This window comes from Bradyrhizobium sp. F1.13.3 (assembly GCF_040548265.1).
Lineage (GTDB): Bacteria > Pseudomonadota > Alphaproteobacteria > Rhizobiales > Xanthobacteraceae > Bradyrhizobium.
Map to the genome: position 1 here is coordinate 215,804 of NZ_JBEPRI010000004.1, position 22,340 is coordinate 238,143.

A 22,340-nucleotide genomic window follows, 5' to 3' on the forward strand; every position below is an offset into this window, starting at 1 on the left:
GTTCTAGTCCGCTGGATGCGGGCCAGATGTATCATTTGATCGAACCGGCAGGGTTTTTGGCGGGTCACATGGAAAAAGCGCATGACGTGCTGATTCGGAACCTGGGCGAGCACACCGCACTCGCACACGAGGATGTCGCTGAAATTCGCGGGCTGACCTTTGTGCAGCGCGAGTTCGCGCCGAACGAGGATTTCATCCGTCAGGGCGACGAACCTGAGCATTCCGCGCTGGTCGTCTCCGGCATGGTCGCGCGCTACCATTTGCTCGACAGCGGCCGGCGGCAATATCTCGCGTTCCATCTGTCTGGAGACCTGCCGGACTCCCAGGGACTGTTCATCGACCAGATGGACCATGGCCTCTGCGCGCTCGGGCCCGCTTCCGTGGCGTTCATCCCGCATCGCGAATTGTTTATTGCCTTCCGGCGACGGCCGGCCTTCGCACTGTCGGTCTGGCGCGAGACGCTGCTCGATGCCGCGATCTTTCGCGAGGCCATCACCAACAACAGCGCCCGGCCGATGCACGCGCGCATGGCACACCTGTTCTGCGAGCTGTTCTACCGCGCCCGCGCAGCGCAGCTTGTCCGCGGCAATCGCTGCCGTCTGCCGATCAGCCTGGCGCAGCTCGGCGAAACGCTGGGCATGGCGATCGCGACGGTGAACCGGACGCTCGCCGACCTCAGACGGAGCGGGACCATGGATATGCGCGAGGGCGAGCTGATCGTCCTGAAATGGCGCGATCTGCAGCGGCTCGGAAACTTCAGTCCGAGCTATCTGCACCTCAAGCGTCAGTCGCCGCCGCGCGCGTGAGGCCGCAAAGCGTCAGCCGCTGGCAGATGCCGCGCGCCCAGCACTTCCTCGAAATGCTTCTTCACCCAATCGTTGCAACGGCAGGCTCTGGCTTCGAGCGCCGGGGCGTCGAGGATCAGGATGGCGCCACGGCCGGTCGCGAGGATCCGCCTCGCCTTGAACATCTGGATGACGCGGCTGGCATAGCTGCGGGACACGCCGAGCATGCCGGCAAGCTGCTCGTGGGTGAGGGGGATCTCGGGGCCGCCGACATGCTCCTGTGCGGAGATGATCCACTTGGCGGCGCGCTGCTCGATCGAATGCGCGGCGTTGCAGGCCGCGGTCTGGAGCAGCTGCGCGAACTGGCAGTCGCCATAGCGCGAGAGCACCCGCTGGAGCGTGGCCGACCTCTGCTGGGCCTGCTCGAGCGCGCGCAGCGGCAGCCGCACCAGGGTCCCGCCCAGCTTCACCACGATGCGCGAATAGGCCAGCGAGACGCTGCGGCCGGCGGCAATGCCCACGGCGCCCTCGCGGCCGACCAGCAGGCTTTCGACCTCGCGATCGTCCTCGACCGGCACGGCGAACGACACGAGCGTGGAGCGGCAGGGAAAATGGACCGCCGCGACCTCGTCGCCGGCGTGATACAGGATGTGGCTCGCCTCGAGTTCGACCGGCTGTAGGTGCGGCGCGAGCAGTTCGAAATCCGGGCGGCTGAGCCGCTGGAGAAGATCGTTCTGGGGCCGACCGGTCACATGTCTTGCTCTGGCCGGGAATCGGCACCGGCCAGAACCCTACGTTTCCGTGGCGGAGCCGACGGTTCCAAAGTGCACACAAGGCGTTTTTCAGACGTTGAAAAAGTGGCCTCCCGCTTGCGGAAATCCGGAAGTTACTGGCGAGGCGCATGGCACGCGAGGCACATGGCGCGGCCGAACCCAGCGGCCTTCAACTTCACGAGCTCTGTGCAGGAGTGCACACAGCAGGGCGCGGATCGGCGTAGCGTCCTCGTCGCGGAGCGCCGCACCCCGTGCGCTCTGCCCGACGGACCGCCGGCCTATACCTCAAACGCCGCCGGGCCGGCGGGCCCAAGGGCGGCGAGGATATTGATCACCCGAAGTTCGTCACCCGAAGCGTGCTTCGCAATCGTGCGCGGGCCGGCTTTTTTCCGCGTGGGCGCGATAGGCATCGATCGCCCTGTTGGCGAGCATCAGTTGCCGGCGTTCACCGGTCCTGAGCTGGGCCTCAATGGCGTCGAGCAGGACGTTCGCCGTCTCGTCCGGAGAGCCGAGCTCTCCGCTCTGCTCCAGGAAGCTCCAGGCGATGAAGAATGCGTTCTCGACGGTGCAGCGAATGGACATGGCTGCCAACGCGGGGCGGCCGTTGCCGTTCCGCGGGACAGACGAATGCCGTGAATTAGCGCGCGTGCCCGCGTTACTTCAGCGAGCTGCTGATCGAGGTGAACTTCTTGTTCAGCGTCGCGCCGAGGTTGTTGACGACGGCGATGATCGCCAGCGCGATGCCGGCGGCGATCAGGCCGTACTCGATCGCGGTGGCGCCGGACTCGTCGGCGAGGAAGCGGCGGATGGTCTGCATGGTCTTGCCAGGATTCCAAAAAGAGAGCTGGCGACGAGCATAATCCGCAGAGAGCAGGTTCCCCAATTTGGAACACCGGCTTGCGTCAATATCGAGTTAATCGCTGACATTGTGAAGCCGGCGGCGAAATACCGACCCCGCCGCCTCGTTCTTCTCGCGCATCCTAATTCTTGAGCACGATGCGGCCGACGACCTTGCCGGCGCGAAGCTCGTCGATCCATGTCTGGACGTCGCCCATCGGCTCCTCGCGCATCGGCGTCGGCTTGATCTTGCCGGCGCGGGCGAGCGCCATCAATTCGTGAGCCTCGGTGAGCGTGCCGACCATGAAGCCCTCGATTGTCATGCGCTTGTAGACCCATTGCACCATCGGCAGCGTGAACTGGCCGCCCATCAGGCCGGAGACCACGATCTTGCCGCCGCGCGCGGCGACGGCGACCGCGAAGGCCATGGACTTCTCGTTACCCGCGAAATCGACGATCTCGTCGAAGCCGCCATCGGTTTCCTTGAGGATGCGCTTGATCACGTCGGGCTCGGCCGGATCGTAGGCCACCGCCGCGCCGTTCTTCAGCGCGGTCTCGCGCGCGGCAGCGCTGAGATCGGCGACCGTGATCGGTTGCTTGAACATGGCCGCCGCGAAGGAAAGGCCCATCATGCCGACGCCGCCGAGGCCGATCAGCAGGAGATTGCGCTGGCGCGGACGGTCGACCAGGCGCTTGAGCGCGCCATAGGCGGTGACCCCGGAGCACATCAGCGTCGCGGCCTGGTTGACGGGCAGGGGATCGTAGTCGAGCAGATATTTCGCGTCGGGCACCAGCACGTGGGTGGCGAAGCCGCCGTCGATGGAGACGCCGAGAAAGCGCTGCCTGGCGCAGAGGTTCTCGTCGCCATTGGCGCAGTCGCGGCACTGGCTGCAACCGATCCACGGAAACACCGCCTTCTTGCTGCCGACGAGACCGGCGAACACGTCGGGACCGACTTCATCGACCACGCCCGCGATCTCGTGGCCGAGCGTGAAGGGCAGCGTCATGCCGCGCGTGGTGTCGAGCTTCTTACCGCCGCCGAGATCGGCGTAGCCGTCCTGGATGTGCAGATCGGAGTGGCAGAGGCCGCAGCGCTCGATGCGCACCAGCACCTCTCGCCCTTGCGGCTTCGGCGTGTCGACGATGGTCTCGCACAGCGGCGCATCGAACTTGACCAGGGACTGCCGACGCATCAACGCCATATTTCTTCCTCCGAAATTATCTCTCTATTTCGCTGCGTATATTGGCCAATTCACGCGCCATGGCAACAAAGCCGGAAATCGGAACGGTCTCGGCGCGCCGCGTCGCATCGACGCCGGCAGCTGCGGCGAGCCGCGCGGGATCGGCGCCCAGCGACTTCAGGCTTTGCCGCAGCATCTTGCGGCGCTGGCCGAAGGCGGCGGCGGCGACCTGTTCGAGCAGCTTGCGTTCGCAGGCGAGAGGATTTTCGCGCGGGATCAGTCGCACGACGGAAGACGTAACCTTCGGCGGCGGCACGAAGGCGGACGGCGCAATGTCGAACAGGATCTTGGTCTCGCAGCGCCAGTTGGCGAGCACGCCGAGCCGGCCGAAGGCCTCCTCGCCCTCGCGCGCCACGATGCGTTCGCCGACCTCGCGCTGGAACATCAGGACCATCATGTCGTACCAGGGCGGCCAGGGCTCGGTGGTGAGCCAGCCGACGAGAAGGTGGGTCGCGATGTTGTAGGGCAGGTTCGCGACGATTTTTGCTCTCTCGCCCGATAGCAGCGGGCGTGGATCGAAGGTCATGGCGTCGCCATGCACGATCTCGAGACGGCCGGGATAGCGCGCGGAAATATCCTGCAAGGCAGGGATCGCCCGCTCGTCATGCTCGATGGCGATGACGCGTCTGGCGCCGAGCGCGAGCAAGGCGCGCGTCAGCCCGCCCGGGCCGGGGCCGATCTCGATGATGGTGGAGTCCTCGAGCGGTGCCGCCGCACGCGCAATGCGCGCGGTGAGATTGAGGTCGAGGAGGAAGTTCTGGCCGAGCGATTTCCGGGCCGACAAGGCGTGTTGGCGAATGACCTCGCGAAGCGGCGGGAGGTCGTCGATCGCGCTCATCGGGTTTTCGCAGCCGCCATCCGGCTCGCAAGCCTCAACGCGGCGATCAGGCTTGCCGGATTGGCCTTGCCGGTGCCGGCGATGTCGAAGGCGGTGCCGTGGTCGGGCGAGGTGCGGATGAAGGGCAGGCCGAGCGTCACGTTGACCGCGTCGTCGAAGGCCACCGTCTTGATCGGGATCAGCGCCTGGTCGTGGTACATGCAGACGGCGCAGTCATAGCTGTTGCGCGCGGCTTCGTGGAACATGGTGTCGGCGGGGAGCGGCCCCTTCGCCTCGATGCCGTCGCTGCGCAACGTCTTGATCGCCGGCGCGATCACGGTCTGCTCCTCGTGGCCGAGCGAGCCGTCCTCGCCCGCGTGCGGATTGAGGCCGGAAATCGCGATGCGCGGATTGGCGATGCCGAAGCGCGATTTGAGTTCGCTCGCGACAATGCGCACGGTCGAGACGATCAGCTCGCTGGTGAGCTGGGCCAGTGCATCGCGCAAGGAGACGTGGATGGTCACGGGCACCACGGCCAGCCGCGGCGACCACAGCATCATCACCGGCTGCGGCGCGCGGCCGTCGTCCGCGGCGAGCTCGGCGAGGAATTCGGTATGGCCGGGATGGCGGAAGCCGGCGCGATAGAGCACGCTCTTGGCGATCGGATTGGTGACGACGGCGCCGGCGCGGCCCTCGCGGACATCCGTGACCGCCTGGCGGATCGAGGCGAGCGCGGCCGGGGCGCTCGATGCGTCGGGCTTGCCGGGCTCGGCGCTCGCGGGCTCGCCGGTCGCGACCACGGGCAGGGCCTCGGTGAAGACGGCCGCGGCCTCGCCCGCGTTCACGGAGGCAAGCCGGATCTCGGCACCGAGCGCCTTGGCGCGGCGGGCGATCAGCGCCTCGTCGCCGAGCAAATAGAAGGCGGGCAGGTCCAGTTCGCGGCGCTTGAGCCAGGCTGCGATGGTAATGTCGGGGCCGATGCCGGCAGGCTCTCCCAGAGTCAGGGCAAGGGGCTTGGCAGGCTGCTGGGCCATCAGCGGTTGCGATACTCGATCATCGCCGCCTTTCGGAGGTCCTCGAGATAGGCCTTCTGGGTCTTCTCGTACTTCTCCTGATACATCTTCTCGCGGACCTCGCGCTTCTTCGGCGTGTCGATCATGGTCGGCTTGCGCGAACACAGCACCACCATCTCGATGCCCGCCTTGGTCATCTCGGGCGCGGTCAGGTGGCCGATCGGCGTGTCGTCGAGGACCTTGCGCAGCGCTTCGGGCAATTCCGCCGTGGTCTTGGTGACGGTATCGCGGATGGTGGCGTTCGGCGTCGAGCGGAACAACGAATTGGCTTCTTCGCAGCTTCCGACTCGCGAGCGATATTGCTCGGCTTCCTTATGCCGCGTCTCCAGGAACGCCTGCGACGATCCGCGCGGCACGATCAGCACGATCGGCTGCATCTTGTATTCGGTGCCCTCGATCTGCAGCTTGTCGCCGGTCTGGGCCTGCACGGCCTGCGCGACGTCCTTCTCGCCGACCAACAGCTTCTCCTTGAAGCGGCCGCGCACCAGGCTGGTCCAGACCATCTCGGCCTTCATGCGGCTCTTCAGGGTTTCGGGGCGGACGCCCTTGACCTCGAGCGTCTTGGTGAGCTGGTCCGACGAGATGCGCATGCGCTGCGCCATGCCATCGTAGGACTGGTTGATGTCGGAGACGCCGGGGTCGACCCCGTATTTCTTGCCTTCCTTCATCTTCACCCGGTCGTCGATCAGCTCGTTGATGACCTCCTGACGGGACGGGGTCTTCTGCGTCGTCAACTGGTCGAGTTTGGAGCGCTGCTCGATGTCGAAGTCGGTGATGGGATCGCCGTTGACCATCACGACGATGTTCTGCGCGCGCAACGGCGTGCCGGCCAGGAGCAGGGCGGCGAGGACGAGGAACAGGCGGAAGACAGGCAACGGGATCGTCATATTTGTCGCTCGCATCTCAGCCGTGGTGAACCTGCGATCGGGAACACGCGGCCGGCACCTTCAAACCGTTCACTGGAGGCCGCCGCCGGAACTGCTGGTCGTCGCTGTGTTCGCCAGCGTGCGCAGGCCGATCTGGAACATGATCGCGTGGTTCAGGGTGGGCGGCGTCGCGCCTGCGGAATAGCTATACGCGGTTACATAGTTCAAGCCGAGCACAAAACAATCGTCGACGTAGCCGGCACCGAGCACATACTGGTTGATCTTGTTGGCCTCCAGGTCCCAGCGCGCCGAGCCCGTGACCACCCAATTGGCCGCGACCTTGATCGAGCCCGACGTCAGGATGCCCTCGCGGCGGGTCAGATAGCCGAGTTCCGGCTGTGCCGCGTAATTGCCGTACAGCATGCTGACGGACCAGCGGTTGAAGTTGGCGCGGCCTTCCGCCTCGAAGCGCTGGATGTTCCAGGTCTGCTCGTCCATGCGGGAGCGAACGCTGAACGTATAGGTGCTGTTGGGCGAGTAGGCGGCGCTCGCCACGTAGTCGGAGCGCGGCCTTTGCAGGCCGGAATCCACGCCGGTATTGATGGAGTCCTGGACCGCGAAGGAGTTCATGCCGAACAGCTGGTAGGACTGTCCGAACAGCGTCTTGATCGCGCCGCCCCTGTCGAACTGCGTGGTGGACTGCACGCCGACATTGGCGCGGCCGCCGCCCTCGACACGGTCGTAGCCGGAGAACTTGTCGACGCTGAACAGATTCGAGGCGTCGAACACCATGCTCTGCGCGTCCTCGTTGGGGAGCTTGCCGGCATAGGTCTCGTTTGGCCGGATGATGATCTGCGCGATCGGCTCGATGGTGGTCGAGCCCCAGGGCTGAACGTTGATGAAGGGGTAGCGGTATTCGAGGCCCACGGTCGGCATCAGGCGGAGCGCCTGGGTGTCCCCGGCAGGAAGATAGTTCGACACGCCCGGCTGGTTGGAGACCGAGGAGTTGATCGCGTCGGCGCGGAGAATGGCGAACGGGGTCCAGATTTCACCGAATGGATCGGTGAAGGATTTGCGCCACTGCGCTTCGGCCGTCAGGCGGGTGTAGGTGCCCGGGAAGCCGCGCAGCAGGCACTGCGACGGCGTGCGCGCGAGCGGATCGGCCGACACCGTCGTGCACAGGCCATTGGTGTTGGCGAGCGTCGTGATCGGATCGAACACCGCGGTGTCACGCGACAGGTTCACGAAATTGGTCTTGTAGCTGAACTCGCCGCCGAAGACCGGATAGTTCAGCACGTTCGAGTAGTCGATCACGGGGTAGACGATCGGCACCTGGCTCTGGTTGCCGGAGTAACTCAGCCAGTACATCGTGCGCGCGTCGAAGAAGCTGCGATTGCCGACACCGGTCAGGTAAAGCTGCGAGAGCGCATCCGTCGGCAGATACAGGAACGAGCCCAGCGGATCGCGATATTGCGACAACCGATAGTCCGAGAAGAAATAATAGTCGGACATCAGGACGCCGTCCCAACCCCAGACCCATTTGTCGTTCAGCGCGAACTGACCCTTGGTGTCGACGGCGCCGCGGAACTGCTTGTCGCCGGGCTGGCCGGCGAGCGCGCTCCGATCGAGCTGGTCGATGCCGTAGACGCGGATCTGATAGGCGCCGTCCATCAGGCGCTGGCGGAATTCGGCCTGGAACAGCACGCCCTGCTTGGACGTGATGCGCGGGTTGAAGGTCGCGTCCATGTCGGGCGCGATCGCCCAGTAGAACGGAACCTCGACGCCATAGCCGAACGGCGTATTCGAGGTGAAGCCCGGCATCAGGAAGCCGGTCTTGCGCTTCACGGTCGGATCGGGCGTCGAGAAATAGGGCATATAGGCGATCGGCACGCCGAAGAATTCGAGCTGCGCCGTCTCGAAATACAGCATCTTCTCCTGCTGGTCGTGGATGATGCGCGCACCCTTGACCTGCCATAGCGGCGGCTTCTTCGGATCGTCCTTGCACGGCGCGCAGGCCGTGTAGACGCCGTTCTCGAACACCGTGTAGTTGCCGCTGGAGCGATCGGAGCGGCTCGCCGCCATGCGGGTCTGGTCGGCCGTGTCGACGCGCAGCGAATCGACGAAACCGTCTCGGTAGTCGTCGGAAAAGTCCAGGATCTCGGCATAGGTGATCTTGCCGTCGGCATCCGTCATGCGGATGTTGCCTTCGGCATGGAGCCGCTTGGTCTTCTGGTCGTAGATGACCTTGTCGGCCTCGACGCTGGTGCCGTTGTAGAACAGCTGGACGTTACCGACCGCGGAGACGCGCGAATTGTTGTAGTCGTAGTCGACCTCGGTCGCCTGAACCAGCATCTGGTTGTCGTTGACGGCCTTCGGCGGCTTCGCACGCGGCGGCAGCGGATTGTAGGTGAAGCTCTGGGCGGAAGCCGGCGCCACGGCGGCAACGTCCATCAGGCCACCGAGCGATGCCGCGGCGGCGACGGCAAGCAGGAACCTGCGAATGGACAAGCCACACCCGTTCGCGCGCACCAATGTGCGCCGCGTCAAACGAGACACGGGCCCTCGGTGGACGGCCGTCACTATCCGTCCTCCTGATACAGCAAGGCCAAAAAGCCGGTGAGGCCGCCCACCACCACAGGCAACCACGCCGCAGCGATCGGATGCATCAACTCAGCCTTGCTCAAATCTTCAGTCACTTTCGACAGGACGTAGAGCAGAAAGCCTGCGCCCACGCCACTCAAAACCATCTTCTGCACGCCGCCCATCCGGAAGAAGCGCAACGACACGGAGGCCGCGAGCATCACCATGGCCGCAAGCAAAAACGGCTGTGCCAGAAGCTTCTGATACTGGAGTCGGTATCCGGCTGTCGCGAAGCCCGAGCTTTCGGAAGAGCGGATGTAGCTCGGTAGTTGCCAAAAGGACACAGTCTCGGGTGTGGAAAAGCTGTTGCGGACCTGCGCCTCCGTCAGCGTCGTCGGAATCTCCAGGCTGGCCTGATCGACCGGCGGCGAATCCAGCGAGAAGCGGCGGACGTTCTTGAACAGCCAACGGCCGGCCTCGAGCGTCGCCTCGCGCGCCTCGACCCGTTCCTTGAAGTGCTGCTCTGTGTCAAACCGGAACAGGGTGAGCCCCGTGAGCCGGACGCCCTGCTGCTCGCTGCGCGCCGCGTTGATGATGGTCTGGCCGTCATTGGTGACCTGATTGAGCCAGAAGCCGGAGGCGTCCTGAATGCCGCCGCCGGGCGCCGAACCGAACAGCTCGGCTTCCATGCGCTTGGAGAGCTCGCGCAGATTGGCCGACATCGGATTGTAGGCGACGGTGGCGATCACGCCGATCAGCAGCGCGCTTCCGAGCGCCGGCGAGATGAATTGCCATGCGGAGACGCCGGCGGCGCGCGCGACCACGAGTTCGAGCCGGCGGGAGAGGGCGAGATAGCAGGTCATGGCGCCGATCAGCATGCAGAACGGCGTCAGCTTCTCCAGCAGCTGCGGCACCCGGAACAGCGAGGTCTCGGCCACCATGACCGCGGAGGCGGATGCGAGCCCTGAGGTCTTGCGCACCATCTCGATGTAATCGACCAGCACCAGCAGCAGGAAAATGCTGGCGAACACGCCGAGCGCCGCGACCACGAAACGGCCGGCGAAATACCGCCCGAGTGTGTTGGTGAGCATGCTCATGCGGTGGCCGGCCGTCCGAACAGCCGCGCGATGCGCGCGTTCGACCTGTTGATGGCCTCCATGAGGCGCGGTGGCGGTTCGACCACGAGGCCACCAATGATGATCGCCAGCCCGATGCCGATGGCACCAATAACCATCGCATATTGAACCAGCACCGCGCCCGGCGATTTCACCGCCATCACCGAGCAGGCGAAGCCGGCCATGCGCAGGCCGAACACGGCGAGGATCGAGGAGCCGATCGAGAAGTTGCGGCTCTGGCGCGTGGTGCGAGGCGCACCCAGAAACGCGAAGGTCAGCACGGCAAAGGCGAACGGATAGATCGGCGCCAGCAGGCTGTCATGCAGGGCCGAGCGGAACTGACCGGGAATCTGCTTGTAGACGGGATCGTCCTCGGACGGCGAGAGCAGCTCCCAGAGATAACGCTCGCGGATGCCGAGGGTGACGTCGCGGCCCTGGCCCGAGAACTTCGACATGTCGAAGCCGTAGCGCCCGAACGCCACCAGCGCCGGATCGCGCTTGCCGGCCTCGAAGCGCTGGAGATTGCCGGTCTCCAGCACCAGGAACGATCCGGTCTCGTTCTTCACGACTTCGCCGTGCTCGGCGACAATCGAGACCCGCTCGTTCGGATCGCGGCGGTCGTCGATGAAGATGCCGGCGAGGATGCCGCCGGGCTGGCGTTCGCGAATCCGGATCGTCAGGTTCTTGTCGAGCTGGGCGAAGCGGCCGGGCTGCAGGATGTTGGTGAGCACGTCGGCGGTGATCTCGGCGTCCCACTGCTTGATCCGCCGCATGCCGTCGGGAGCGAGATAGGCCGCGATGAAGGCGACCAGCAGCGCCACGACGCAGGTGGCGTAGAAGAACGGATAGAACAGCCGGAACGGCGAGAAGCCGGCGGCATTCATCACGATGATCTCGGAATCGGTCGCGAGCTTGTTCAGCGTATGCGAGATCGCGATCATCAGCGCGATCGGCGAGATGATCAGGACCAGTGCGGGCACAACGAGGCTGGTGATGCCGAGGAAGGTCAGGATGGTCTGACCCTGGCTCGTCATCAGGTCGATGCCGCGCAACGCCTGCGTAATCCAGATCACGCCCGTGAGGCTGACCAGGACCAGCGCAAACGACGCGAGCGTCGTGCGGAAGATATACCTATCGATTGACCCCATGCGCTACCGCACGAATCCCACCAAGTCCCCAATGCCGGCCGGAATTCCGGCTGTCCAACCAATCCCCGCAAGGGGATCCCCAAGGTCGGCCAACCGTCTCATCCGCCGGCTTACTCTCTCAGTACCATCCCTTTGATCCGTCAACAAAATGGCTGCCCCGTGGCACCCTCAATATATGGTTAATATTTCCCTCGTTGTGGCCCCTCGGCCACGGGGGGTGCTTGGCATCTGCCGGGCCGGTGGCCCATAGTGCGGCACGCTCAGTGAATCGCCGTTCAGCTCTGCCCCCGTGACCGGGACCGCCGATCGGTAAAAAGCGCAATGTTTTTGAGGAGTTACTCATGTCCGATGCCATCAAGGTCGGCTTCGTTCCATTATCTGCCGCCGTCCGTGGCATCATGGTCGTGTTCTGCGACGACGCTCTGAAGCTCGGCCCGGCGACCGCAAAGGCGCTCGGCGGCGCCACCGAACTCGTGAAGCGGGCGGCGGCCGCCGCCGCCTTCAAAGGCAAAAGCGGCGCCGCGCTCGACATCCTTGCACCCGAGGGCGTGAAGGCCACCCGCCTGATCGTGATCGGCGCCGGGAAGGCAACCGGCCTGAAGGCTAACGACCTCCTCAAATTCGGCGGCGTGGCGGCGAGCAAGCTTCCGGTCGGGACGGCGGCCATGACCATTATGGCGGAACTGCCCAATGGCGCCATGACGAGCGAGCAGGCGGTCGCGATCGCCTCGGGCCTGCGGCTGCGCACCTACAAGTTCGATCGCTACAAGACCAAGAAGAAGGACGGCGAGGAGGGCGGCTCGCGCGCCGACGTCTCGCTTGGGGTCGGCGATGTCGTCGCCGCGAAGAAGGCGTTCGCATCGGCCGCTGCGATCGTGGACGGCGTGATCATTGCGCGCGACCTCGTCAACGAGCCGCCGAACGTGCTTTTTCCCGAGGAGTTCGCACGCCGCGCAGGCCTGCTCCGCAAACTCGGCGTCAAGATCGAGGTGCTCGACGTCAAGGCGATGGACAAGCTCGGCATGGGCGCGCTGCTCGGCGTGGGCCAGGGCTCGGCGCGGCCGAGCCGTACCGTGATCATGCGTTGGGACGGCGGCAAGAAGGGTGAGGCGCCGGTTGCCTTCGTCGGCAAGGGCGTCTGCTTCGACACCGGCGGCATTTCGATCAAGCCGGCCGGCAGCATGGAGGACATGAAGGGCGACATGGGGGGCGCTGCCTGCGTCGTCGGCCTGATGCATGCGCTCGCGGCACGCAAGGCCAAGGTCAACGTCGTCGGCGCCATCGGCCTCGTCGAGAACATGCCGGACGGCAACGCGCAGCGCCCGGGCGACATCGTCACCTCGATGTCGGGCCAGACCATCGAGATCATCAACACCGACGCGGAAGGCCGTCTGGTGCTTGCCGATGTGCTCTGGTACGTCGCCAAGAAAACCAAGCCGAAATTCATGGTGGACCTGGCGACGTTGACCGGCGCCATCGTGGTCGCGCTCGGCACCGAGCATGCCGGCATGTTCTCCAACAATGACGAGCTTGCCGAGCGGCTTCTGGCGGCCGGCATCGAGAGCGGCGAGAAGGTCTGGCGCCTGCCGCTTGGCCCCGAATACGACAAGCTGATCGATTCCCAGTTCGCGGACATGAAGAACACCGGCGGACGCCATGGCGGCTCGATCACCGCGGCGCAGTTCCTCCAGCGCTTCGTGGACGGCACGCCCTGGGCGCATCTCGACATCGCCGGTACCGCCATGGGAGCGCCGAAGACCGACATCAACCACAGCTGGGGAAGCGGCTATGGCGTTCGCTTGCTGGACCGTCTGGTCGCTGACCATTACGAGCGCAAATGACCCGGGATGACTGAAGTCCTTTTCTACCATCTGCAAAACATGACGGTGGAGAACGTGTTGCCGCCGCTTCTCGAGAAATCGCTCGAGCGCGGCTGGCGCGTCGTGGTGCAGTCGAATTCGCCGGAGCGCGCCGATGCGCTCGACGCCCATTTGTGGACCTATCGCGACGATTCCTTCCTGCCGCACGCGACATGGCGGGTGAGCGACGCTGCCGATCAGCCGATCGTGCTGGCGGTCGAGGAGGACAATCCGAACGGTGCCAATGTTCGTTTCCTCGTCGACAACGCCGCGCTGCCGCAGGACGCGCAGGGCTATGAGCGCATGGTGCTGCTGTTCGATGGCGACGATCCGGACGCGCTTGCTTTCGCCCGCAGCGCCTGGACGGATTGCAAGGCGCGGGGATTTGATGTCACCTACTGGCAGGCCGACGAGCGGGGGCGGTGGCAGAAGCGGAATTAGCGGTCGCTCGCAATTAATGATAATTTGCACTTTTCGGGTGATGATGGCTTTTGTCACCTTCGTGCCGCAAAGTGGTGTTGGTACAATTGCTTAGGGCCGATCCTTCACTCGGGGAATTTAGTTTATCGTGCGACATCAAAAGCTTCCCAGCTCGCTCATAGTTGCGTTGGTGGCCGTAGCACCGCTGGTCGCGGGCTGTTCGGGGACCGATCTGTTGTCCAGGGATGCCCAGTGGTTCAACACGCCCAGCCGCCTGTTCATCAAAAGCATCTCGATCGAGTCGCCGCCGCTGACACCCGACAAGCCGGTTCGCGCCGAGGATCTGGTCAGCGCCGACGGGGGCTGTGCCGGCATGGCGCCGCCGCCCGGACCGGCCGATGCCAATGCGTCGACAACCGCGCCGGCGCCCATGGGCGGCACCGTCGCGCTCGGTCACACCGAATGCGATGTGGTGCGCGGCATCGGCGCGCCCTCGAGCGTCAACCTCTCCGGTGATGCCGCGGGCAGACGCGTTGCGGTCGTGACGTGGACGACCGGTCCGCGCGCCGGCATCTATACCTTCACGTCCGGCCGCCTGTCCTCGATCGAGGGCACGCCGGAGGCGCCGGTCATGCCGAAGGCGACCAAGCCAAAGCCGAAGAAGAAGTCGGCGGCGTAACACGGGTCGCCTTCTGCCCTGAAGGTGGTTGCGGCTGTCGAAGCGATCAGCCGCGCATGCTCGTCCCCATCGTCAAGCGGCTTTGCATCCCTTGATTGCGATGGCGGAGGCGTGAACCGTTATCTCTCCGCTCGCACCCGCCGGCGATCTCATTCGCGAGTTTCGACATCGCGGGATGCCGACCTTCGCCCAAAGCGCCTTCATTGCCTCGGGCCGCGTTCTTCCGCGCGCGTCGAAAATCACGGGGGCGTTACGCGTGATCCGTGATCACGCGGTTCGTGATCAGCGAGCCTTCGCGTCCGCTGTCGAAAACTGCTCCGAAGCAAAACTGGAGGAAATCTCCAGAATAATCACGCGCGTCTCAAGCAACGGTTCAAGAACGTCATGTGCGCGAATGCTACGCACCGAGGGGAGGGGCTAGGTCGGAAGGATCATTTGGATGTCCATTACCTCTGTGTTTTCCCCGGTTACGGGGCAGCTCACCATTTTCGGCGACAGCGCGAATAACGGCCTCGTGATAAGTCGCGACAAGTCCGGCCGCATCCTTGTCAATAACGGGCACGTGAAAACGGTTGGTGGCGAACCCACGGTCGACAACACCACGGCGATCGACATCTTCGGTCAAGGCGGTGACGACACGATCACCGTCGACGAGTGCCACGGACCGATGCCCGCGGTGCACATTTTCGGCGGCGACGGCAATGACAGGATCACGGGCGGCTCGGGAGCCGACCTTCTGTTTGGTCAGGCCGGCGACGATTTGATCAAGGGCGGCGGCGGCAACGATCTGCTGTTCGGCGGAGCGGGTAACGACGTCCTGGATGGCGGCAGCGGCGACAACCAGCTGTTCGGTCAGGCCGGCGACGATGTCATGATCTGGAATCCCGGCGGCGGCACCAACCTGTTCGAGGGTGGTGAGGGCAACGATACGGCTCAGGTCAACGGCAGCAACGGCGCCGAGACCTTCACGATCACGGCGAACGGCACCCGCGTGCGGCTCGACGGGACGGGCGCGGCGCCGTTCTCGCTCGACATAGGCACGACGGAAAATCTCGTCCTGCACGGCGGCGGCGGCGACGATGTCATCACCGCGGGCAACGGGCTCGGCAGCCTGATCTCGCTGACGCTCGATGGCGGCGCCGGCAACGACAGGATCATCGGCGGCGACGGCAACGACCTCATCATCGGCGGCAGCGGCGACGATATCGTCAATGGCGGACGCGGCAACGACGTCGCCCAGCTCGGGAGTGGCGACGACACTTTCATCTGGAATCCCGGCGACGGCAGCGACACGGTCGAAGGCGGCTCGGGCAGCGACAAGTTGCTTTTCAATGGCGCCAACATCAACGAGACCATCAACATCTCGGCCAATGGCGGCCGGGTGCGCTTCACCCGCGATGTCGCCAACATTACGATGGATCTCAACAGCGTCGAGCAGATCGAATTCGATGCGCGTGGCGGCGCCGACAACATCACCATCGGCGACCTCACCGGGACCGGCGTCAAGCAGGTGCTGGTTGATCTCGGAGCCGTTCCGGGAGGGACGCAAGGCGACGGCGCAGCGGATACGGTGACCGTCAACGGCAGCAACGGCAATCAGCACATCGAGGTCACAGCCACGGGCACAACGGTAACGGTCACGGGGCTGCCGGAGGTCGTGACGATCGCAAATGCAGAGGCCGGCAACGACCGGCTGGTCGTGCAGGCGCTCGGCGGCAACGACGCGATCGATGCATCCACGCTCGGCGCGGCGATCGGGCTGACCATCGACGGCGGTGCGGGCAACGACACCATCACCGGCAGCCAGGGAGCCGACACCCTGATCGGCGGCGACGGCAACGACAAGGTCATCGGCGGCCGCGGCAATGACGTCGCGCTTCTCGGCGCAGGCGACGACATCTTCACGTGGAATCCCGGTGACGGCAGCGACACCGTCGAAGGCGGCACGGGAGCCGATACGCTGGTGTTCAACGGCGCCAATGTGGCCGAGAACATGTCGATCTCGGCGAACGGAACCCGTGCGCTACTCACCCGTGACGTCGGTGCTATCGTCATGGACCTCGCTGGCGTCGAGCACGTGCAGATCGCGGCAGCAGGCGGCGCCGACAACATCACCGTCAACGATCTGACCGGGACAGGAATCACGCAGGTTGCCATCGACCTCAGCGCCGGCCCCGGCAGCCAGAGCGGCGATGGCGCGGCGGACCGCGTGACCGTGAACGGCACGAATGATGACGACAACATATCGGTCGTGACCGCCGGCGGATCGATCGTGGTCAACGGCCTCGCTGCGCAGGTGTCGATTGCGCATGCGGACGCCGGTGATGTGCTCGGCATCAACGGCGGACAAGGCAATGACGTCATCAATGCGTCTTCCATCAAGGCGGGACAGTCGTTCAGCCTCAACATCAACGGCGGCGACGGCAACGACACCATCACCGGCAGTGCCGGCAATGACATTGTGAACGGCGGACGCGGCAACGATTTCGCCAATCTCGGTGCGGGCGACGACACTTTCGTCTGGAATCCCGGCGACGGCAGCGACACCGTCGAAGGCGGCAAGGGCACCGACACGCTGGCATTCAACGGCGCCAATATCAGCGAGACCATCAACATCTCGGCCAATGGCGGCCGGGTGCTGTTCACCCGAGATGTCGCCGCCATTGCGATGGACCTGAACGGGGTCGAACATGTCGACTTCAATGCCCTCGGCGGTGCCGACAACATTACGGTCGGCGACCTCTCCGGCACTGGCGTGAGCCAGGTCGACCTCGATCTCGGCGCCAATGACGGCGCCGCGGATACCGTGACCATCAACGCAACCGGCGGCAACGACGTCATCATGGTGACCGAGCACGACGGCATCATCACGGTGTCGGGGCTTGGCCAGGACATCAACATCAGCGATGCCGGCGCGGGCGACAGGATTGTCATCAACGGCCTCGATGGCGACGACGTTATCACGGCTTCCGGCTTGCACGGCGGCATCCAGCTCGTCGCCAATGGCGGCAACGGCGACGACGTGCTGATCGGAAGCCCCGGCAACGACTCGCTGGCCGGTGGTGCCGGTGATGACGTGCTGATCGGCGGCGGCGGCCTCGACATCCTGGACGGCGGCACCGGCAACAACGTTGTCATCCAGGGCGGAGCGTTCGCGGCCGCGATGCTGCTCAACCAGGCCATGGCGGCCAGCTTCGTCCCGGCAGGTGAGGGCAACGGCGAGATGCCGCTGCCCGATCCGCACGCGACGCAAAGCCAGGTGCTCGCATCGCCGCAGCACGCCTGAAGCCGGCGGCATCGGCCCGGAGAACGCTCATTATGACCAACGCGGTCTCCTCCGATACGGGGCTCGATGCGTTGCTGACGCTGCTGCATCTGCAAGGTGTCGCGGCCGATCGCGCGCAGCTCAGGCACCGGCTGGGCGCGGCAAGCTTCGGCGCAGCGGATATTGTCCGCTGCGCCAGGTCTCTCGGACTTAAAGCGCGAACCTATCGAACGCAGTGGAGCCGTCTGTCGGACACCCCGCTGCCCGGGATCGCAATGCTGCGGGACGGCGGCTTCATGGTCATCGCAAAGGCCTCCGCCGACAAGGTGCTGGTGCAGTCTCCGGAGGCGCAGCGCCCGGTGCTGATGGATCGCGACGAGCTGTGCGCGATCTGGGACGGCGGCTTGATCCTGATGGTCCGGCGCGCCGGCCTGTCCGATCTCGGACGGCACTTCGATATCACCTGGTTCATCGGCGCAATCGGCAAATACCGGCGGCTGCTGGGCGAGGTGCTGGCGGCTTCGTTCTTCATCCAGCTTTTTGCGCTGGTCTCGCCGCTGTTCTTCCAAATCGTCATCGACAAGGTGCTGGTGCACCGCTCGCTGTCCACCCTCGACGTTCTCGTCGTCGGCCTCGTCGTCGTCTCCCTGTTCGACACCGTGCTCGGGATCCTGCGCAATTACCTGTTTGCGCACACGACCAACCGCATCGACGTCGAGCTCGGGGCACGTCTGTTTCACCATCTGCTGGCGCTGCCAATGGCCTGGTTTCAGGCCAGGCGCGTCGGAGATTCCGTGGCCCGGGTCCGTGAGCTCGAGAACATCCGCAATTTCATCACCAGCTCGTCACTGACACTTCTCATCGACCTGGTCTTCACCTCGGTGTTCCTGGCGGTGATGTTCGCCTATTCGGCGCAGATGAGCTTCATCGTGCTGGCATCATTTCCATTCTACATCGCGATCTCTGCCGTGGCGACGCCGCTGTTTCGCCGCAGGCTGGACGAGAAATTCCGCCGCGGCGCGGAGAACCAGGCCTTCCTGGTCGAGAGCGTCAGCGGCATCGAAACGCTGAAGGCGATGGCGGTCGAGCCGCAGATGCAGCGCCGCTGGGAAGAGCAGCTCGCCGGCTATGTCTCCGCGAGCTTCGGTGTCACCAGCCTCGGCAACACGGCAAGCCAGCTGGTGCAGCTCGTCAGTAAGGTTGTCACTGCCGCCATTCTCTATGTCGGAGCCAGGCTGGTGATCGGTGACGCATTGACGGTCGGCGAGCTCGTGGCCTTCAACATCTTCGCGGGGCGGGTGTCGGCCCCGGTGCTCCGGCTCGCGCAGGTCTGGCAGGATTTTCATCAGGCGCGGCTGTCGATCGCGCGGCTCGGCGACATCCTCAACAGCGCGGCGGAGCCTGCTTACTCCGCCGCCCGCGCGGGGCTGCCGTCGATCCGGGGCAACATTCGCTTCGAGCACGTCTCTTTCCGCTACCGCCTCGATGGGCCGGAGATCCTGCACAATGTCTCGTTCGACATTCCAGCCGGACAAACCGTCGGCATCGTCGGATCGTCCGGTTCGGGCAAAAGCACCTTCGCCAAGCTGGTGCAGCGGCTCTACGTTCCGCAAGGCGGCCGCGTACTCGTCGACGGAATGGATCTGATGACGACCGATCCGGCAGGGCTCCGTCGGCAGATCGGAATCGTGCTCCAGGACAACATGCTGTTCAACCGGTCGGTGCGCGACAACATCGCGCTGGCGGATCCAAGCCTGCCGATGGACCGCATCATCGACGCGGCGAAGCTGGCGGGCGCGCATGATTTCATTCTGGAGCTGCCCGAAGGCTACGATACGGTGGTCGGCGAGCGCGGCTCGACGCTCTCGGGCGGCCAGCGCCAGCGCATCGCGATCGCCCGCGCACTGGTGGGCAATCCCCGGATCCTGATCTTCGACGAAGCCACCAGCGCGCTCGACTATGAAAGCGAGCGGATCATCCATGACAACATGAAGGAGATCGCGAAAGGCCGCACCGTCCTGATCATCGCGCACCGTCTGTCCACCGTCCGCGGCGCCGATCGCATCTTCACCCTGGAACGCGGCCGTCTGGTCGAGGACGGCACGCATGATGCGCTGATCAAGACCGGCGGCCGCTACGCCGCCCTGCATCGTCTCCAGGGAGGCATTTATGAGGTCGGCTAGCACTGTGCCGGCCGCTCGGCCGGAGCAGACCGTGATCCCGTTCCGGAATGGAAAGGGCCGGCGCGCCGAGGAAGTCGCCTTCCTGCCGGCGGCGCTGGAAATCACGGAAACACCGCCGTCGCCGATCGGCCGCGCCATCGCCATGGCCCTGATGCTGCTCGTCTGCGCGGCGCTGGCCTGGTCGACCTGGGGCACGATCGACATCGTGGCGTCCGCAACCGGCAAGGTCGTGTCGAGCGGACGAAGCAAGGTGGTCCAGCCGTTCGAGACCGGCGTGGTGCGCGCCATTCACGTGCAGGACGGGCAATCGGTCAAATCGGGCGACCTGCTGATCGAGCTCGATCCGACCGTGAACGCCGCAGAGCGCGATCGTCTGCACGACGATCTCATGGCCGAGCGGCTCAACGTCGCGCGCCTCCGCGCCGCATTGGCGGGCGGCGAAGGGGTATCCGCCGATCTCGTCGTACCAGAGGACGCCGATCCCATGCTGGTCGCGACGCAACGGCAGCTCCTCGCCAATCAGGTCAGCGAGAACAGGGCCAAGCTCGCGGCGCTCGCCCGTCAAGAAGCGCAGAAGGAGGCCGAACATCAGACGATTGCTGCGACGATTCACAAGCTTGATGCGTTGCTGCCGGTCACCCAGCAGCGTGTCGAGATCCGCAAGACGCTGATGGAGAAGGAGATCGGCTCGAAGCTGACCTATTATGAGACCCTCCAGCTCCAGATCGAGCAGCAGGAGGAGCTTCGCGTCCAGAGCAGCCGCTTGAAGGAGGCCGAGGCGGCCGTCGCCGCGATCCGGGAGACCCGCATCCAGGCCTTGGCCGAGTACAGGAAAAGTCTCTCCGATGAGCTTGCCAAGAGCGAACAGAAAGCCAATGGCGTCGCACGCGATCTGATCAAGGCGCAGCAGAGGACGAGGCTTCAGCAACTGACGTCGCCCGTCGACGGCGTCGTGCAGCAGCTCGCGGTCCACACCGTAGGCGGCGTGGTCACGCCCGCACAGTCGCTGCTGGTGATCGTGCCGACCGATACGCGGCTCGAGATCGAGGCGATGATCTCGAATCGCGATATCGGATTTGTCGAGGCCGGGCAGGGCGCCGCCATCAAGATCGACACTTTCAATTTCACCCGCTACGGGCTTCTCGCAGGCCGGGTCCTGAGCGTCTCGCAGGATGCCATCGTCCGTGACCGGCCGCAGGAGCGCGGGAGCGAGCGTGCGCCCGCGACGCAACGCGACAGCAGCGAGCCCAGCGGGCAGGAGTTGAGTTACAGCGCCCGTATCTCGCTCGATCGCACCCAGATGCAGGTGGACGACCGCCTCGTCAACCTGTCGCCGGGAATGGCGGTGACCGTCGAGATCAGGACCGGTTCGCGCACCATCCTGAGCTACCTGCTATCGCCGCTGCAGCGCTACCGGCACGAGATCATGCGGGAGCGCTAGTTCCCGCCTGTTGCCGACGAAGCTTCGCAGGCGCCCTGAGAACCGATCGGGCTTTTCGGCAGCTACACCATGCCGCGGGCGCTCCACTCTCGACGAGGTCGTTTTCGTGTGGCCGCGCAGCCCGGAATGCGTACATAGGAGCAAGCAAAAATTTGGAGGAAACTATGCGGCTCATTGCCCTCGTGTCGGCTCTGCTCTTGCCGTTTGGCGCGGCGCTCGCCCAGGACTATCCAGTCAGGCCCGTCACCCTGCTGGTGCCGTTCGCCGCCGGCGGACCTACGGACACCATTGCTCGCCTGACGGCGGCAGGCATGGCGAAATCGCTCGGCCAACAGGTCATCGTGGAGAACGCGCCTGGCGCCGGTGGCACCATCGCGACGACCCGCGCCTCGCGAGCCCAGCCCGACGGATACACGCTGCTGATCCATCATGTCGGCCTCTCGACCGCCGCCACACTGTACCGCAACCTCAGCTATGACACCAAGACCGCCTTTGCGCCGATCGGGCTTGTGACCAATGCGCCGATGACCATCATCGCGCGTGCGGATTTTCCGGCCGACACGCTGAAGGAATTGGTCGCCTACGCCCAACAGCAGGGCGACAAGTTGACCTATGCCAATGCCGGACTCGGAGCGGCCTCGCATCTCTGCGGGATGCTGTTCATGACGGCGATCCAGAAGCAGCTCACCGCGGTGCCTTACAAGGGCAACGGCCCCATCATGAACGATCTTCTCGGCAAGCAGATCGATCTCACCTGCGACCAGGCGACGAACACGACCGGCCCGATCATGTCGAAGCAGGTCAAGGCCTATGCGATCACCACCAAGGAGCGGTTGAAGAGCTTGCCCGATTTGCCGACGGCTGATGAGGCCGGCCTCAAGGGGTTCGAACTTGGCGTGTGGCACGGCATCTACGCGCCGAAGGGCACACCGCCGGCGGTCGTTCAGAAGCTGACGGCGGCGCTCCAGTCCGCGCTTAGGGATCCCGCGCTGATCGCCCGGTTCAACGACATCAACACGGAGCCGGTCCCGCAGGAGAAGGCGACGCCGGAGGCGCTGGCCGCGACGCTGGCGAGTGAAGTCGACCGTTGGGCTCCGATGATCAAGGCCGCCGGCCAGTTTGCGGACTGAGCCATTCCTGCGCAATTCGAGCCGACATCGCTCCGTGGACGCGCTAAGCCAACACGGTAAAGAGCTGTCTGTTCAAGAGTTAAGTACCGGGTAGCAAAATACCAGTACTGTGCATGGGGTTGTTTTCG

The 22,340-nt window shown here is 64.8% G+C and carries 18 protein-coding genes; 8 read left to right on the plus strand and 10 right to left on the minus strand.

Annotated elements, in window-relative coordinates:
• The first annotated feature begins 68 nt into the window (after positions 1 to 68).
• Positions 69 to 806: a Crp/Fnr family transcriptional regulator gene (locus tag ABIB66_RS13365; protein ID WP_275167203.1), complete on the plus strand. Its 738-nt coding sequence runs from the start codon at positions 69 to 71 to the stop codon at positions 804 to 806.
• Here ABIB66_RS13365 and ABIB66_RS13370 read toward each other — a convergent pair.
• The 10 genes from ABIB66_RS13370 to lptF form a co-directional block, all read right to left on the minus strand.
• Entirely contained in the window at positions 785 to 1,537 is a 753-nt protein-coding gene (locus tag ABIB66_RS13370; protein WP_354254934.1) for a Crp/Fnr family transcriptional regulator, read from the minus strand. The two genes, ABIB66_RS13365 and ABIB66_RS13370, sit on opposite strands and share 22 nt — an antisense overlap.
• Positions 1,538 to 1,903: 366 nt before the next feature.
• Positions 1,904 to 2,140, minus strand: a complete 237-nt coding sequence (locus tag ABIB66_RS13375; protein WP_007609339.1) for a hypothetical protein — start codon at positions 2,138 to 2,140, stop codon at positions 1,904 to 1,906.
• Between the two features lie 73 nt (positions 2,141 to 2,213).
• Complete coding sequence (locus tag ABIB66_RS13380) at positions 2,214 to 2,375, minus strand: Flp family type IVb pilin (RefSeq protein ID WP_007609340.1); 162 nt, start codon at positions 2,373 to 2,375, stop codon at positions 2,214 to 2,216.
• Between the two features lie 163 nt (positions 2,376 to 2,538).
• The gene (locus ABIB66_RS13385) at positions 2,539 to 3,597 is read right to left on the minus strand and encodes an alcohol dehydrogenase (RefSeq protein WP_354254935.1); all 1,059 of its coding nucleotides are present in this window, start codon (positions 3,595 to 3,597) and stop codon (positions 2,539 to 2,541) included.
• A 16-nt stretch (positions 3,598 to 3,613) separates the two neighbouring features.
• Complete coding sequence (rsmA, locus tag ABIB66_RS13390; RefSeq protein ID WP_354203945.1) at positions 3,614 to 4,474, minus strand: 16S rRNA (adenine(1518)-N(6)/adenine(1519)-N(6))-dimethyltransferase RsmA; 861 nt, start codon at positions 4,472 to 4,474, stop codon at positions 3,614 to 3,616.
• Positions 4,471 to 5,487 (minus strand): 4-hydroxythreonine-4-phosphate dehydrogenase PdxA, encoded by a 1,017-nt coding sequence (gene pdxA, locus ABIB66_RS13395; RefSeq protein WP_354203943.1) that lies wholly within the window; start codon positions 5,485 to 5,487, stop codon positions 4,471 to 4,473. The genes rsmA and pdxA overlap by 4 nt, the downstream gene beginning before the upstream one ends.
• A complete protein-coding gene (locus tag ABIB66_RS13400; protein ID WP_354203941.1) occupies positions 5,487 to 6,413 on the minus strand; it encodes a peptidylprolyl isomerase family protein in 927 nt (308 codons plus the stop codon). Before ABIB66_RS13400 ends, pdxA begins: the two co-directional genes overlap by 1 nt.
• A gap of 69 nt (positions 6,414 to 6,482) precedes the next feature.
• The gene (locus tag ABIB66_RS13405) at positions 6,483 to 8,972 is read right to left on the minus strand and encodes an LPS-assembly protein LptD (RefSeq protein ID WP_354203939.1); all 2,490 of its coding nucleotides are present in this window, start codon (positions 8,970 to 8,972) and stop codon (positions 6,483 to 6,485) included.
• Entirely contained in the window at positions 8,972 to 10,069 is a 1,098-nt protein-coding gene (gene lptG, locus ABIB66_RS13410; RefSeq protein ID WP_275167197.1) for an LPS export ABC transporter permease LptG, read from the minus strand. The genes ABIB66_RS13405 and lptG overlap by 1 nt, the downstream gene beginning before the upstream one ends.
• Positions 10,066 to 11,235 carry an LPS export ABC transporter permease LptF gene (gene lptF, locus ABIB66_RS13415; protein ID WP_275167196.1) on the minus strand — a complete coding sequence of 390 codons (1,170 nt, stop codon included), beginning with the start codon at positions 11,233 to 11,235 and terminating at the stop codon, positions 10,066 to 10,068. The genes lptG and lptF overlap by 4 nt, the downstream gene beginning before the upstream one ends.
• A 341-nt stretch (positions 11,236 to 11,576) precedes the next feature.
• Here lptF and ABIB66_RS13420 point away from each other — a divergent pair, with 341 nt between their 5' ends.
• From ABIB66_RS13420 to ABIB66_RS13450, 7 genes are all read left to right on the plus strand, one after another.
• Positions 11,577 to 13,076: a leucyl aminopeptidase gene (locus tag ABIB66_RS13420; RefSeq protein WP_354203936.1), complete on the plus strand. Its 1,500-nt coding sequence runs from the start codon at positions 11,577 to 11,579 to the stop codon at positions 13,074 to 13,076.
• 6 nt (positions 13,077 to 13,082) lie between these two features.
• Positions 13,083 to 13,535 carry a DNA polymerase III subunit chi gene (locus tag ABIB66_RS13425; protein ID WP_275167194.1) on the plus strand — a complete coding sequence of 151 codons (453 nt, stop codon included), beginning with the start codon at positions 13,083 to 13,085 and terminating at the stop codon, positions 13,533 to 13,535.
• A 166-nt stretch (positions 13,536 to 13,701) separates the two neighbouring features.
• A complete protein-coding gene (locus tag ABIB66_RS13430) occupies positions 13,702 to 14,193 on the plus strand; it encodes a hypothetical protein (RefSeq protein ID WP_354204558.1) in 492 nt (163 codons plus the stop codon).
• A 439-nt stretch (positions 14,194 to 14,632) separates the two neighbouring features.
• Entirely contained in the window at positions 14,633 to 17,479 is a 2,847-nt protein-coding gene (locus tag ABIB66_RS13435) for a beta strand repeat-containing protein (protein WP_354254936.1), read from the plus strand.
• 29 nt (positions 17,480 to 17,508) lie between these two features.
• Positions 17,509 to 19,641, plus strand: coding sequence for a type I secretion system permease/ATPase (locus ABIB66_RS13440; RefSeq protein ID WP_354254976.1), 2,133 nt, complete (start codon positions 17,509 to 17,511; stop codon positions 19,639 to 19,641).
• A complete protein-coding gene (locus ABIB66_RS13445; protein ID WP_354254937.1) occupies positions 19,628 to 21,082 on the plus strand; it encodes an HlyD family type I secretion periplasmic adaptor subunit in 1,455 nt (484 codons plus the stop codon). The genes ABIB66_RS13440 and ABIB66_RS13445 overlap by 14 nt, the downstream gene beginning before the upstream one ends.
• A 164-nt stretch (positions 21,083 to 21,246) precedes the next feature.
• Positions 21,247 to 22,212, plus strand: coding sequence for a tripartite tricarboxylate transporter substrate-binding protein (locus tag ABIB66_RS13450; RefSeq protein ID WP_354203929.1), 966 nt, complete (start codon positions 21,247 to 21,249; stop codon positions 22,210 to 22,212).
• Positions 22,213 to 22,340: the final 128 nt, after the last annotated feature.

Bases quoted from the DNA above. Each gene is read 5' to 3' on its own strand.
- pdxA (WP_354203943.1), bottom strand. From the start codon at position 5,487: ATGGCCCAGCAGCCTGCCAAGCCCCTTGCCCTGACTCTGGGAGAGCCT.
- ABIB66_RS13425 (WP_275167194.1), top strand. From the start codon at position 13,083: ATGACTGAAGTCCTTTTCTACCATCTGCAAAACATGACGGTGGAGAAC.
- ABIB66_RS13380 (WP_007609340.1), bottom strand. From the start codon at position 2,375: ATGCAGACCATCCGCCGCTTCCTCGCCGACGAGTCCGGCGCCACCGCG.
- ABIB66_RS13420 (WP_354203936.1), top strand. From the start codon at position 11,577: ATGTCCGATGCCATCAAGGTCGGCTTCGTTCCATTATCTGCCGCCGTC.
- ABIB66_RS13400 (WP_354203941.1), bottom strand. From the start codon at position 6,413: ATGACGATCCCGTTGCCTGTCTTCCGCCTGTTCCTCGTCCTCGCCGCC.
- rsmA (WP_354203945.1), bottom strand. From the start codon at position 4,474: ATGAGCGCGATCGACGACCTCCCGCCGCTTCGCGAGGTCATTCGCCAA.
- lptF (WP_275167196.1), bottom strand. From the start codon at position 11,235: ATGGGGTCAATCGATAGGTATATCTTCCGCACGACGCTCGCGTCGTTT.
- ABIB66_RS13375 (WP_007609339.1), bottom strand. From the start codon at position 2,140: ATGTCCATTCGCTGCACCGTCGAGAACGCATTCTTCATCGCCTGGAGC.
- ABIB66_RS13385 (WP_354254935.1), bottom strand. From the start codon at position 3,597: ATGGCGTTGATGCGTCGGCAGTCCCTGGTCAAGTTCGATGCGCCGCTG.
- ABIB66_RS13445 (WP_354254937.1), top strand. From the start codon at position 19,628: ATGAGGTCGGCTAGCACTGTGCCGGCCGCTCGGCCGGAGCAGACCGTG.
- ABIB66_RS13450 (WP_354203929.1), top strand. From the start codon at position 21,247: ATGCGGCTCATTGCCCTCGTGTCGGCTCTGCTCTTGCCGTTTGGCGCG.
- lptG (WP_275167197.1), bottom strand. From the start codon at position 10,069: ATGAGCATGCTCACCAACACACTCGGGCGGTATTTCGCCGGCCGTTTC.
- ABIB66_RS13435 (WP_354254936.1), top strand. From the start codon at position 14,633: ATGTCCATTACCTCTGTGTTTTCCCCGGTTACGGGGCAGCTCACCATT.
- ABIB66_RS13365 (WP_275167203.1), top strand. From the start codon at position 69: ATGGAAAAAGCGCATGACGTGCTGATTCGGAACCTGGGCGAGCACACC.